This is a genomic window from Peribacillus asahii (assembly GCF_003570725.1).
In the GTDB taxonomy this organism is placed as follows: Bacteria; Bacillota; Bacilli; order Bacillales; family DSM-1321; genus Peribacillus; species Peribacillus asahii.
Map to the genome: position 1 here is coordinate 62,322 of NZ_QWVS01000018.1, position 13,004 is coordinate 75,325.

13 protein-coding genes are annotated in these 13,004 nt (G+C 38.0%); 7 read left to right on the forward strand and 6 right to left on the reverse strand.

The annotated features are described in order from the left end of the window. Positions 1-6: 6 nt before the first annotated feature. Positions 7-834, reverse strand: coding sequence for an alpha/beta fold hydrolase (locus D1953_RS11160; protein WP_119117264.1), 828 nt, complete (start codon positions 832-834; stop codon positions 7-9). A gap of 263 nt (positions 835-1,097) precedes the next feature. On the opposite strand from D1953_RS11160, the gene D1953_RS11165 reads away from it, so the two are divergent. Together D1953_RS11165 and D1953_RS11170 are read left to right on the forward strand one after the other, a co-directional pair. Then, complete coding sequence (locus D1953_RS11165; protein ID WP_119117265.1) at positions 1,098-1,598, forward strand: Lrp/AsnC family transcriptional regulator; 501 nt, start codon at positions 1,098-1,100, stop codon at positions 1,596-1,598. Next, positions 1,595-2,761, forward strand: coding sequence for an aminotransferase (locus D1953_RS11170; RefSeq protein ID WP_119117266.1), 1,167 nt, complete (start codon positions 1,595-1,597; stop codon positions 2,759-2,761). Before D1953_RS11165 ends, D1953_RS11170 begins: the two co-directional genes overlap by 4 nt. A 174-nt stretch (positions 2,762-2,935) precedes the next feature. On the opposite strand, the gene D1953_RS11175 is transcribed toward D1953_RS11170, so the two are convergent. Then, on the reverse strand, positions 2,936-3,283 hold the full coding sequence (locus tag D1953_RS11175) for a helix-turn-helix domain-containing protein (protein WP_119117267.1): 348 nt from the start codon (positions 3,281-3,283) through the stop codon (positions 2,936-2,938). A gap of 253 nt (positions 3,284-3,536) precedes the next feature. Beyond that, a complete protein-coding gene (locus D1953_RS11180; RefSeq protein ID WP_119117268.1) occupies positions 3,537-4,883 on the reverse strand; it encodes a sodium-dependent transporter in 1,347 nt (448 codons plus the stop codon). Positions 4,884-5,055: 172 nt separating this feature from the next. Between D1953_RS11180 and yugI the strand changes: the two genes are divergently transcribed. Then, on the forward strand, positions 5,056-5,460 hold the full coding sequence (gene yugI, locus D1953_RS11185; protein WP_119117269.1) for a S1 domain-containing post-transcriptional regulator GSP13: 405 nt from the start codon (positions 5,056-5,058) through the stop codon (positions 5,458-5,460). 218 nt (positions 5,461-5,678) lie between these two features. Beyond that, the gene (locus tag D1953_RS11190) at positions 5,679-6,884 is read left to right on the forward strand and encodes an ornithine--oxo-acid transaminase (protein WP_119117270.1); all 1,206 of its coding nucleotides are present in this window, start codon (positions 5,679-5,681) and stop codon (positions 6,882-6,884) included. Between the two features lie 95 nt (positions 6,885-6,979). On the opposite strand, the gene D1953_RS11195 is transcribed toward D1953_RS11190, so the two are convergent. Beyond that, entirely contained in the window at positions 6,980-7,213 is a 234-nt protein-coding gene (locus D1953_RS11195; protein WP_119117271.1) for a DUF378 domain-containing protein, read from the reverse strand. Between the two features lie 144 nt (positions 7,214-7,357). Between D1953_RS11195 and D1953_RS11200 the strand changes: the two genes are divergently transcribed. The 3 genes from D1953_RS11200 to D1953_RS11210 all read left to right on the forward strand — a co-directional run bounded on the left by D1953_RS11200 (position 7,358) and on the right by D1953_RS11210 (position 10,491). Then, positions 7,358-8,521, forward strand: a complete 1,164-nt coding sequence (locus D1953_RS11200) for an iron-containing alcohol dehydrogenase (RefSeq protein WP_119117272.1) — start codon at positions 7,358-7,360, stop codon at positions 8,519-8,521. A 116-nt stretch (positions 8,522-8,637) separates the two neighbouring features. After that, entirely contained in the window at positions 8,638-9,984 is a 1,347-nt protein-coding gene (locus tag D1953_RS11205) for a glucose-6-phosphate isomerase (RefSeq protein ID WP_119117273.1), read from the forward strand. 105 nt (positions 9,985-10,089) lie between these two features. After that, positions 10,090-10,491: a YugN-like family protein gene (locus tag D1953_RS11210; protein ID WP_119117274.1), complete on the forward strand. Its 402-nt coding sequence runs from the start codon at positions 10,090-10,092 to the stop codon at positions 10,489-10,491. Between the two features lie 3 nt (positions 10,492-10,494). On the opposite strand, the gene D1953_RS11215 is transcribed toward D1953_RS11210, so the two are convergent. After that, positions 10,495-11,487, reverse strand: coding sequence for a potassium channel family protein (locus D1953_RS11215; RefSeq protein WP_119117275.1), 993 nt, complete (start codon positions 11,485-11,487; stop codon positions 10,495-10,497). Positions 11,488-11,593: 106 nt separating this feature from the next. Beyond that, positions 11,594-12,880 (reverse strand): glycoside hydrolase family 18 protein, encoded by a 1,287-nt coding sequence (locus D1953_RS11220; protein ID WP_119117276.1) that lies wholly within the window; start codon positions 12,878-12,880, stop codon positions 11,594-11,596. Positions 12,881-13,004 lie beyond the last annotated feature (124 nt).

A 13,004-nucleotide genomic window follows, 5' to 3' on the forward strand; every position in this document is an offset into this window, starting at 1 on the left:
ATAGAATCAGCTTTTTTCTATAAAGAAGTTTTTAATATACGAGGTGACTTCTGCTGGTTTTTCTTCTGGTAAGAGATGCCCCGTATCATTTAGGATGACAAGATTAGCATTGGGTAAATCTGAGGCTAGCCGTTTTCCAATCTTAAGTGGAACTACTTTATCCTCACGTCCCCAGATGAGCAAGCATGGTGTATGTATTTTTTGTAAATCTTCTTTTAATAGATCTACCCTCTTATCGCGTACCATTCGGCCTAAAGCACGAAAAATTTGTCTCCCCTCTGTAAATGGTTGCAGATACCCTTGTCGCATCGCATCATCAATAAGCTCTTGATTGTACACGACCTTTTTGAGGTTTTTTTCGAGGCCAGATTTAGCAAGGTAATGCCGAACACCTAGTGAAAAAAACGGTAAGTAACTGAGCGCCTTCATTTTACGTGGAAAGCTGGGCAAGTAGCCGGAACTGCATAGAAGGACGATTCGCTGCACGAGGTCAGGACGAATGTTTGCGAGCTGCAGCGCAATTTGCCCCCCCATCGAATGACCAATGAGGCAAATAGATTGCAGCCCTTTTGCCTCTATTAATTCAATGATTGAGCGTGCGATGTTTTCAAACGAATATGTATAACGATATGTTTTCCCGCTTTGTCCAAATGGAGGTAAATCGACGGTAATGATATTAAAGTCGGATGTTAAATAAGGAATTAGCTTACGATAGCTAAAGCTCGATGATAAGAAACCGTGCAGTAATATAATCGTTTGATGGGATGAGTTACTTCTGTATTGTTCAAAATAAATATCTATATTTCCGACTGTTTCTATTCCTTTTATTGCCATATAAACCCCTCCTTGCTAGTACTTTCAAAATTCCCCTGTTACAGAACAGAATCCATAAAAATAGGCGGAAAAAAGAATATTTTATATAACAGATTTGATATGAACTTTGGTATAATATGAACAGTTTATCCTGACAGAACATCCTTGTGTTAAATTTCTTTTTATTGTCGTATATTACCCCTTATAGGTCTAATATGAGGAAAGAACCTAAAAGGTATTCTGCCAGCTTAACCATCACTTTGAATGTCAAAGGAGGGTTTCCAATGCACTTGAATGGTCAAGAATTGGAACTACTACGAATTATTGAAACTAATAGCCGAATCGAGACAGCAGACTTGGCTAAAATGACGGATTTATCAGAAGAAGATATTCAAGCTACATTACAAAAACTTGAAGATATGCGTATCATCGTTCGCTATGCGACACTTATTAACTGGGCGAAAGTGGATGAATATCATGGCGTTACGGCGATGATTGATGTAAAGGTAACACCTAAGCGTGGAGTTGGTTTCGATGAAGTGGCTCAAAGAATATACCGTTTTAAAGAAGTAGAATCTGTTTATTTAATGTCAGGTGCCTACGATTTATCAGTTATTATTGAAGGCCGTTCTATGAACGAAGTTGCACAATTTGTTTCTGACAAATTATCGACATTAGATTCAGTTATTTCAACGACTACTCATTTTATTTTGAAAAAGTATAAACATGATGGCACGATTTTCGAGCCAACTGAAAAAGATAAAAGAATTGTGGTGTCACCGTGATTAAAACAAGTTATATTTCTAAAACTGTTCAAGAGCTTAAACCATCAGGTATTCGTAAATTCTTTGACTTAGCAGCTAATATGGAGGGTGTTGTATCTCTAGGTGTAGGTGAGCCGGATTTTGTGACATCCTGGTCAGCAAGGGAAGCGGCCATCAATTCATTAGAAATGGGGCATACATCTTATACAGCGAATGCCGGTATGCTTGAGTTAAGAGAAGAGATTGCTCATTATATGAAATCACGCTTTCATGTTTCTTATGATCCAGAGGAAGAAATTATTGTAACAGTTGGAGCGAGTCAAGGGATTGATATTGCTTTGCGAACGATTTTAAACCCTGGGGAAGAAATTATTGTAGTTGAGCCGTGCTTTGTGGCTTATGCGCCAATCGTTACAATGGCAGGCGGAGTGCCGGTAACTGTTCAAGCTTTACCGGAGAATGATTTCAAAATTAAAGCTGAACAAATTGAAGAACTCATTACACCAAAAACAAAGGCTCTCTTTATTTGTTCACCGAATAACCCAACTGGTACACAACTGGGGAAATCGGACCTTGAAGCGATTGCTGAAGTTGTGATTAAACATGATTTATTAGTCATTTCGGATGAAATTTATGCGGAGCTTGTCTATGATGAAGGATATACGTCTTTTGCAGCTATTGATGGCATACTAGAGCGGACAATTTTATTGAATGGATTTTCTAAAGCCTTTGCAATGACAGGATGGCGTTTAGGATTTGTATGTGCGCCTAAGGAAATTAGCCAAGCGATGTTGAAAGTTCATCAGTATGCGATTATGTGTGCACCAACAATGGCACAATATGCAGCGTTAGAAGCCTTACAACATGGGATGTCCGATGTGGAAGATATGAGAAGCAGTTATCGTAGAAGACGAAACTATATTGTAAAATCGTTTAATGAAATTGGCTTAGACTGTCATAAGCCAGGTGGAGCTTTCTATGCCTTCCCATCTATTAGAAAAACCGGTCTATCTTCTCAGGAATTTGCCGAACGGCTTTTATTAGAAGAGAAAGTTGCGGTTGTTCCTGGAGATGTGTTTGGAGAAAGCGGTGAAGGACATATTCGTTGTTCGTATGCCTCTTCAATGGAACAGCTTCAAGAAGCGATTAAGCGAATTTCTCGATTCATGGAGAGATTTAATTAAGCTGGTAAGGATAAGCGCTTTACCAATCTAATATAGCAAAAAGAAAGGGTCGAATTTCAAAAAATTCGACCCTTTTCCATAGGGGGATATCGAAAGAAAGAGCTATTCTAGATGAGTAATCATAGAAAGTTATTCCTTATTCTTCCCAAGTTATTTAAATATTATACACATTATTCACCTTTTTGAAACATTTAACATCTTCAATATATCGGCCTCACTAATTTCTTTAAAAGAGCGTAACAGAAATAATGCTTTTTCCATTCCCATTTCTTCAATTAGCGTTGCAATTTCATTATCCAAAGTCGTTTTTTTATTGCTATGATATTCTTTCTCTAAAATTTCTGACGCAGGTAAATCAAGCACGGTACATAGTCTTAACATCGTTTCTGTATCCGGAGTCAATTCACCTGACTCATATAATTCGATTTTTTTGGTACCTACCCGCATTTTGACGGCTAATTCTTGTTGGGATAAATTTTTCTGTTCTCTATATAGTCGAATGTTTCGAGCGATATCGGACATAGTGCACCTCTCCCTTTTTCAAGAAATAGTTATTTATATGGAGTGTAACATGTTTCTTATGGTCATTGTGTTACGTAATAGTGTCTATTAAATGAAATTTGGCTCATTCCACAGTATGCGGGAATGAGCCAAATTTCAATAACATCCGATAACAGAGGCATCTATACAAAAATAATCGGTTTTATCTATAATCTTTTATCATTGTTTTATACTGCCTATTTTTAGGGTAGCCTTTTATTAACATCGAAATCTGTTAAATGAACCCAATGGAGCTTAACAGAACGATTGCAATGGCAATCGGAGCGATGTAACGAATTAAAAAATACCATACTTTAAAGATTTTCTTTCCATACGAAGAACCAGATAGGAATTCTTCTTCAACGTGTAGTTTTTTTAGTTGGAAGCCAACAAATAGAGAAATAAATAGGGCCCCTACTGGTAAGGCGATATTGCTGACAAGGAAGTCAGCCATATCAAAAATAGATTTATTAAATAAGGTAATATGACTTAAAATACCAAAAGAAAGTGCACTTGGAATTCCAATAATAAATACAAGAATACCAGCAGTCCATGATGATTTTTTTCGTTTTGCTTCATCGCCTTTCACCATAGCAGCTACGACAATTTCTAAAATAGAAAAAGCAGAAGTGAGTGTGGCAAAGAGGATTAAGATGAAGAAGATAAACATGAATACTGATCCAAAGGCAATTTCATTAAAAACAGCTGGTAAGACAACGAAAACAAGCCCAGGACCACTTGCAGGATCAAACCCAAGCGCAAAAACCGCCGGGAAAATAACCAGCCCCGCCAGTAAAGCGATAAAAATATTCAACCCTACCACGGATAAAGCTGATTTTGTTAAGTCCTCATTTTTATTTAAATAGGAGGCATATGTCACCATAACTGAAATTCCGATACTTAAAGTGAAAAAAGCTTGTCCTAGTGCTAGGAGAACCGTTTGCTCAGATAAAACAGATGTGTCAGGCTTTAAGAAGAATTGGACTCCTTCCATGGCTCCGTCTAATGTTAAGGATCGAACTAATAGTACTACAAATAAAATAAATAGCGCAGGCATCATATATTTACTTGCTTTTTCAATCCCTTGTTGAATTCCGCCTTGGACAACCCAAATGGTAATCAGCATAAAGATCAATTGTGCGATAACGGTTTCATAAGGATTACTAATAATTGTGTTAAATAAATCTCCGTATTGCTGTTGTGTTAAATTTGAAAGTGAATTAGTTACACTACGGATAAGATAAGAAAGAATCCATCCTCCAACAACGCTGTAAAATGATAGCAGGATAATCGAAGCAATTACACCACAGTAACCGATTAACGTCCATGGAGTTCCTGGTGCTAGTTCTTTATAAGCTCGTACTGCATCTTTTTGTGTTCGTCTTCCGATAATAAATTCAGTAATTAAAATCGGTGCACCAATAATGAGGGTGAATAAGATAAACATCAGAAAAAAGATTCCGCCGCCATTGGTTCCAACCATATAAGGGAATTTCCATATAACACCAATCCCGATGGCTGATCCAGCTGCAGCGAGAATAAAGCCGAGCTTAGATGTCCATTGCTCTTGTGAATTGTTCATTTCTGTAAAAAACTCCTTTGAGAATATAAAGTAAGAGTCTATATTATAGCAAATAATAAGGATAAATATAAGTTTGAGCTATCATTGATTTTTGATTATTTTACAATTATATGATATAGTTTTATATTGCGTGAAATAGATGAAAAAATATATCGTAAATAGGAGTGTTACCATGACACAAAAATTCGAAATCGGTGCAGTTGTTACAGGAAAAGTTACAGGAATTCAAGCATACGGTGCGTTTGTTGCACTTGATGAATCAACTCAAGGATTAGTTCACATTTCTGAAGTTACTCACGGGTTTGTTAAGGATATTAACGAACACTTAAAAGTAGGCGATGAAGTACAAGTTAAAATTCTGTCAATTGATGAAAAAGCTGGAAAAATTGGTTTATCAATCCGTGCTACAGAGGAAGCTCCAGAGCGTCCAGCAGCACCAGCTAGAAAAGCGGCACCTAAGAAACGCCAAGCAGCTGTAACTAGCTATACAGAGTCTACTGAAGGTTTCAATACATTAAAAGACAAGCTTCAAGAGTGGATTGAACAATCTCAACGTGAAGATTTAATTAAAAAATAATGTTTTTAAATCGGCTGATGATGAATCAGCCGATTTTTTATAGGTCATGGTATATCATCTTATTTATTAAATTTTTTTGCTTACCTTAGTTCTAAATCCCGAAACAATCGGAAGTTTCTTCAGAAGGCTCCAAAAGTAAATTATTCCACAATATGCCGTCTTTTAATCATGAAACAGTAATATTGTTTAATAAGCTACATTAAAGGGGGGCTTGTAGGATGTCTCTTCATGACGATTCAGCGCAGTTGATTTCCAAAACGAATCAATATGGTGCCAATAATTATCATCCTTTACCAATTGTGATTTCTGAAGCTGAAGGAGTGTGGGTGAAAGACCCTGAGGGGAATCGTTATCTAGATATGTTAAGTGCCTATTCGGCTGTTAATCAAGGGCATCGCCATCCGAAGATTATTGCAGCGTTAAAAAAACAAGCGGACAAAGTTACGTTAACATCTCGCGCTTTCCATCATGATCAGCTGGGAGCTTGGTATGAGAAGGTAGCTAAGCTCACCCATAAAGAAATGATATTACCGATGAATACAGGTGCCGAAGCAGTGGAAACGGTTATAAAGGCAGCGCGACGCTGGGCATACGATGTCAAAGGAGTGGAGTCTGATCAAGCTGAAATTATTGCTTGTATGGGTAATTTCCATGGTCGAACGATAGCGGCTGTTTCGCTTTCTTCTGAAGACGAATACAAACGAGGATTTGGCCCGATGCTCCCAGGAATTAAACTTATTCCCTATGGAGATATATCAGCATTAAAAACCGCCATCACACCACATACAGCGGCTTTTTTATTTGAACCAATTCAAGGAGAAGCAGGAATTCGTATTCCACAACCGGGATTTTTAAAAGAGGCCTATGCTTATTGTAAGCAGGAACAGGTTTTATTCATTGCAGATGAAATTCAATCTGGTTTAGGAAGAACGGGAAAGATGTTTGCTTGTGATTGGGAGGATGTTACTCCAGATGTGTATATATTAGGGAAAGCACTTGGAGGGGGAATACTCCCCATTTCATGTGTTGCTGCTAATAAATCGATTCTTGGCGTATTTACCCCTGGGTCGCATGGGTCTACGTTTGGAGGAAATCCGCTTGCATGTGCTGTTTCTATAGCGGCACTCGATGTGTTAGTGGACGAACAATTAGCTCAGCGCTCGCTGGAACTCGGGCAATACTTTTTAAATCAGTTAAAGAAAATAAAAAGTTCAGTGGTGAAAGAATTACGAGGCCGAGGACTTTTTATTGGCATTGAATTAAACAAACCAGCTCGTCCTTACTGTGAAAAATTAAAAGAAGAAGGAATTCTTTGTAAAGAAACGCATGATACAGTTATTCGCTTTGCGCCTCCGCTTATTGTGACAAAGGAAGAACTGGATTGGGCGTTCGAGAAAATTAAAAACGTGCTGGAGTTATTCTAGCTGGGCTTTCATACAAAAGAGGCTGTATAATCAGCCTCTTTTGTATGAAAATTTTTTTGTATAGAACGGATTATCCGTTAGTTCGCTTCATTTTTTTAGCGGGTTGGACGTGTTTCAGCGTCCCTTGCAACTTCAGTACTTGGCTTAAAGAGAAGTCCAAGATTTATTAAACCAGCAATCCCTACTATTCCGTAGATAATTCGTGCTAATGCAGAATCTTGTCCACCGAATATAGATGCTACTAAATCAAATTGGAAAAAGCCGATTAGTCCCCAATTGATGGCTCCGATAATAGTAAAAACAAGTGCTAATCGTTGAATACCACTCATAGTGTATCCTCCTTTTTATTTTAAAAATCATTTCTATACTATTTTGCTTGTTCTTTTCCGATATATGTACGACTTAAAATTTTTTATGCGGATTTTTTGTATTTAATTGGAATTTTAGTCATAATGGTGAAAAGGGGTGTGAATATGAAAAATTTTACTTTTAAAAATCCAACAAAAATTATTTTTGGTAAAGGTCAATTGAATACTTTATCGAAAGAAGTCTCCTCTTTTGGACGGAAGGTGCTACTTGTGTATGGAGGGGGGAGCATTAAGAGGAACGGTGTATATGAAGAGGTTCTGTCTCAGTTAACTCAAATCGATGCGGAAGTGTTTGAGTTGAGCGGAGTGGAGCCCAATCCGCGGATATCAACAGTTCGAAAAGGTGTTGAGCTCTGTAAGAAGGAGAGCATCGAGTTTATTTTAGCTGTTGGTGGAGGAAGTGTAATTGATTGTACAAAAGCCATTGCGGCAGGGGCTAAATATGAAGGAGACCCTTGGGATATTGTTACTAGAAAAACAATGGTCCAAGGTGCTTTGCCATTTGGAACCGTGTTAACATTAGCGGCAACTGGCTCTGAAATGAATTCTGGTTCTGTCATTACAAATTGGGAAACAAAGGAGAAGGTAGGCTGGGGCAGTCCTCATACATATCCACAGTTTTCTATTCTAGACCCTGTTTATACATTTACAGTTCCGAAAGATCAAACGGTTTATGGGATTGTAGATATTATGAGCCATGTGTTTGAGCAATATTTTCATCCAGCAACTTATGCCCCGATACAAGATCGTTTTTGTGAGTCTCTGCTGTTGACGGTTATAGAATCAGCTCCTAAATTATTAGAAAAGTTAGATGACTATGATCACCGTGCGACCATTTTGTATGCAGGTACACTTGCTTTAAATGGTTCTCTTGGGGTCGGCTACCGTGGAGATTGGGCGACTCATAATATTGAGCACGCTGTTTCAGCTGTTTATGATATCCCGCATGGTGGCGGATTAGCCATTCTATTCCCGCATTGGATGAGACATGTATTACCTGATAATGTAGAACGTTTTAAGCGATTCGCCGTCCAAGTTTTTGGAGTGAATCCAGAAGGTAAGACCGATGAAGAAACGGCATTAGAAGGAGTTGCAGCGTTGTCTGCATTTTGGCGCAGTCTAGGTGCCCCGACTCGCTTAGCTGACTATGGAATCGATGATGCCCAGTTAGAAACAATGGCTGATAAAGCAATGGTATATGGTGAATTTGGTCAATTTAAAGTATTGAATCGTGAGGATGTTCTGTCTATTTTACGTGCCTCCTTATAAGGCTGGTTGTTAGTGATTGCGGTGTTTTTTTAAGAAGATATCTAGCAGAATTCGTTACATACGCAACTGCTTTTTAGTGAAGGGGTATGGATATAGAGAAGAGGAGGAACAGGAGCATGGCCTATGTACGTTTCGATTATTCCAAAGCGTTGACGTTTTTTGGACAACATGAAATGACATATTTACAGGATGCTGTAAAAGTGGCACATCATTCTCTGCATGAAATGACAGGACAAGGCAATGCATTTCTTGGTTGGCTCAATTTACCTAATGATTATGATCAAGAAGAATTTTCCCGAATTAAAAAGGCAGCTGCTGATATACAACGTCATTCAGATATTTTACTTGTCATTGGAATTGGCGGCTCGTATTTAGGGGCTCGTGCTGCGATTGAAATGTTGCAGCATAGTTTCTATAACTCATTGTCTTCGGGGAAAAGAAAAACACCACAAATTGTATTTGTCGGCCATAATATTAGTTCTACATATATGCAAGATTTAATAGATGTATTAGCAGATAAAGACTTTTCTATTAATGTCATTTCCAAATCTGGAACGACAACAGAGCCTGCGCTTGCCTTCCGTATTTTCCGTAATTTATTAGAGAGAAAGTATGGAAAGAAAGAAGCGAAACAACGTATTTTTGTGACTACGGATCCCGTAAAGGGGGCTTTGAAGAAAGTTGCTACGGAAGAAGGATTGGAAACGTTTATGATTCCAAATGATATCGGAGGGAGATATTCCGTGTTAACGGCAGTCGGTTTATTACCTATTGCTGTTTGTGGAATCAATATTGATGACGTTATGCAAGGAGCAAAAGCAGCTCATAGCGAACTGAGTTCTTCTGAGCTTGATCAAAATCAGGCCTATCAATACGCAGTTGTGCGAAATATTTTATATCATAAAGGAAAAACAATTGAAATGCTCGTTAGTTATGAACCAGGTTTACAGTATTTTGCTGAATGGTGGAAGCAATTATTTGGTGAGAGCGAGGGCAAGGATGGAAAAGGAATCTTTCCAGCAGCGGCTAACTTTTCAACTGATCTTCATTCTTTAGGACAATACATTCAAGAAGGACGTCGTCAATTATTTGAAACAGTCATTAAGGTAGAACGAGCGAGGCATGAACTTACTATCGAAGCGCTTGAATCTAATTTAGATGGTTTGAACTATTTAGCTGGTAAAACGATTGATTATGTAAATAATAAAGCATTTGAGGGAACATTGCTTGCTCATACAGACGGAGGAGTTCCGAATGTAGTACTAACGATTCCGGCGATGGATGCCTATACATTTGGTTATCTCGTCTACTTTTTTGAAAAAGCATGTGCAATGGGAGGATATCTTTTAGGTGTTAATCCATTTGATCAGCCAGGTGTGGAAGCGTATAAGTTGAATATGTTTGCTCTCCTCGGGAAACCAGGTTATGAAGCTAAAAAAGAGGAATTAGAGCTGCGCTTATAGTGATTTGGAGAGTGTCTTCCGTTGAAGGCGCTCATTTTCTTTGAGAGCATGTTTTAAAGGCATTTGGCTACACTAAGAAAAAAATAGTTAGAAGGAGTTTTAGCCATGATTGAAGTTTCGTCCAAATTGGAAGGGAAAACATTTAGCTTATGGGATTTAGAACAAAAGCTGAAACCTCTTGGTTATGTAATCGGTGGAAATTGGGATTACGACCACGGTTCTTTTGATTATCTAATTGATAATAAAGAGGGTTATCAATTTCTGCGTCTTCCATTCCAAGCTGTGGATGGGACGCTTGATCGTGATGGAGCAAAAGTCGAGCTATTGCGTCCTTATTTGTTAGCGCATCAATATGAAGGGAATTTGGATTATGAAGGAAATATAAGTAATTTTTCTGCCTCCTTTAACCAATTTGCCACTCCAGAAGATTCAGACGCAGATTTCCCAGAGAAATATATTTCCTATGGGAAATCCCTTGTCCAAGATGTAGAAAAGGCATTGTTATAACGCTTAATAACTTTCTGCCATGATTAATAAAGAATCATTTGCTTGTAAGGGGCTGTGAGCAGGGGGTTTGAGTCGTCTTTTGCCTCCTCTCATAATGCCAATTAAAAGAATATCCTGCTCTAATAAAAGGTTACTTAATTGCTGAAACGTTAAATGTGCCCATTCATGCTGCATAGCCAGTTCAGCAATATGAATGCCAAACCATTCTCCTTGAATTTCAACCGCTTTTCCCGATAGCAGGAAATGCAATATATATTCACTAGCAAACTTATTAGTTTCCACTAATCCATCTGCCCCTGCTCTTCTTGCGTTTTCTTTCTGTTCTTGGGTTAAAATTTCTACTAGACAATATACATTTGGATTTAAACCTTTTACGGCAAGTAAAGTTAAGATAGAAAACATATCGGTCTGCATTTCATTTTGCTTAAAATCAGTCGTAATGAGGACCAGAGAGGCTTCTCTTATATTTGCTTTTAGCAACACATCATCTACGGTTGCTCTTCCATGTACAAAATGGATATTTGTTCGTGGAAGGGGATGTTGTCGTAATGTATTGTCAATTAATACAATGGCTTGTTCATGTCTTCTCTCATGAATTTCCTCAATAATCGTTTTTGAGCGTTCATTCCATCCGACAATAATATAATGATTACTCCCATTAAAAATTTTTGTGCCATTTAAAAATTGTTCTTCTTTTGAAATGGCTACTTTAGCAATGGATGCAAAATAAGAGGTAAGAATGCCTACACCGGTTAAAATTAGTATAGTGCCAATGATTCTGCCGGCTAAGGTTTTGGGTGCATAATCTCCATATCCAATTGTTGATATTGTTACAATTACCCACCAAATTCCATCGGTTATTTTAGGGAAATTGTCTGGTTCAATTAAATGAATGAGTGTCCCAAATAGAAATAAAAATACGAAAACAATAGATAACAATTTCAATAAATAGGGAATACGTGAAAATTTACGGCTAACAATATTCGTATGAGACATTTTAGAAAATCCACCTTTCGAGCCTTTCCATAGTATGGGCAAAAAAGGAAAGGTTCATAAGGTATAAAACGAATAAAGCCCCCCATTAGAAGGGGAAGCCGGTGGATTAACTACGCTTTCTAACATTAAAGTTATCACTAATGAGCAGCCAATTTTGAGGGAAGGAAAGCCCTAATTTCCAATAACTTACTCCCCGCAAGTTTAATTCTTTAACTAAATTGAATTTTGCTTGAATCGAGCGCGCATCTTCAAACCACACTTCATGTTCTTTTCCTTCTTTGTCTCTATAACGAAAATGAGGAGCTTGTGCCTTGTTATCATATTCAATGGCAGCCTGATTTGCAGCAGCAATTTGAATAGCTCGTTGGGGACTAACAGCTTTAGCTATCGTTCCTTGAACAAATGGAAGGGTCCAATCGTAGCCATATAGATTTTGACCCATTAAAATTTTTTTAGAGGGCATTTCAGATACGGCATATTCTAGTACTTGGCGAACAGGGCCGATTGGTGATACAGCCATGGCAGGACCACCGCTATAACCCCATTCATAAGTCATGATTACAACCATATCGACAATTTCACCATGTGCTTTATAATCATGTGCCTCATACCAGCGCCCTTTTTGTTCCGCGCTTGTTTTTGGTGCTAGAGCTGTTGAAAGAAGCCAGCCTTCCTTATGGAATCGGTCTCTTGCTTTTCGTAAAAATTGATTGTATGCTTCTCGATCCGTTGGGCGCAAATATTCAAAGTCAAAGTGAATATCCTTAAAATTGTATTTCTTTGCAATCGTTGTAATGTTATTCAACAGTTTATTTTGTACAGAGGTATTGTTTAAAAGGATATGACCGAGTTCATCATTGAATTGGTCATTTTCCTTATTTGTGATGACCATCATTAAAGTTGTTCGATTGTCTTTAGCGATTTGTGAGAAATTATTTAGCAGAGGTTCTTTTAATGAGCCATCACGAAGTGCTTCAAAACTAAAAGGAGCAAGGTAAGTTAAGTAAGGAGCGCTTTCCCTAGCAGATGCTTCTAACGTTTTTGGAACAGTTTCACCACGGGGCTCCACATAGCCGACAAATTCAGCTGTTGTTTTTTGACGAGGTGGAATGTAGAGCCGGGTGCCGATGGCTAACGGGGTAGCAGGGGAAATGCCATTGGCTCTTGCAATTTGTTCATATGGAACACCTACTTTTTGTGAGATTGTATATAAACTGTCGCCTGGTTGTACGAAATGATAACTGCCGATAATCGGAATGACAAGTGCTTGACCGATGACAAGGTTGTTGGGATTTGGAAGCTGATTTGTTTGACTAATTCTATCGGCACCGACGCTATATGTTTGAGCAATGCTAAATAACGTTTCACCTGGTTTCACGATATGGATTTGCAATGTACTTCCCTCCTAAAACGCTGCGGTATAACAATTGTATGTGTGTGAACAACGTTTCATGATGTATTAATTTGGCAATTATAATTTTTGAATGATGAAAGATAATAGTACTAGGAGGTGATAA

What these genes read in the sequence shown, in the direction of transcription:
- D1953_RS11215 (WP_119117275.1), bottom strand. Translation starts at nt 11,487, where the DNA reads ATGTCTCATACGAATATTGTTAGCCGTAAATTTTCACGTATTCCCTAT.
- D1953_RS11190 (WP_119117270.1), top strand. Translation starts at nt 5,679, where the DNA reads ATGTCTCTTCATGACGATTCAGCGCAGTTGATTTCCAAAACGAATCAA.
- D1953_RS11175 (WP_119117267.1), bottom strand. Translation starts at nt 3,283, where the DNA reads ATGTCCGATATCGCTCGAAACATTCGACTATATAGAGAACAGAAAAAT.
- yugI (WP_119117269.1), top strand. Translation starts at nt 5,056, where the DNA reads ATGACACAAAAATTCGAAATCGGTGCAGTTGTTACAGGAAAAGTTACA.
- D1953_RS11200 (WP_119117272.1), top strand. Translation starts at nt 7,358, where the DNA reads ATGAAAAATTTTACTTTTAAAAATCCAACAAAAATTATTTTTGGTAAA.
- D1953_RS11160 (WP_119117264.1), bottom strand. Translation starts at nt 834, where the DNA reads ATGGCAATAAAAGGAATAGAAACAGTCGGAAATATAGATATTTATTTT.
- D1953_RS11210 (WP_119117274.1), top strand. Translation starts at nt 10,090, where the DNA reads ATGATTGAAGTTTCGTCCAAATTGGAAGGGAAAACATTTAGCTTATGG.
- D1953_RS11165 (WP_119117265.1), top strand. Translation starts at nt 1,098, where the DNA reads ATGCACTTGAATGGTCAAGAATTGGAACTACTACGAATTATTGAAACT.
- D1953_RS11205 (WP_119117273.1), top strand. Translation starts at nt 8,638, where the DNA reads ATGGCCTATGTACGTTTCGATTATTCCAAAGCGTTGACGTTTTTTGGA.
- D1953_RS11180 (WP_119117268.1), bottom strand. Translation starts at nt 4,883, where the DNA reads ATGAACAATTCACAAGAGCAATGGACATCTAAGCTCGGCTTTATTCTC.
- D1953_RS11195 (WP_119117271.1), bottom strand. Translation starts at nt 7,213, where the DNA reads ATGAGTGGTATTCAACGATTAGCACTTGTTTTTACTATTATCGGAGCC.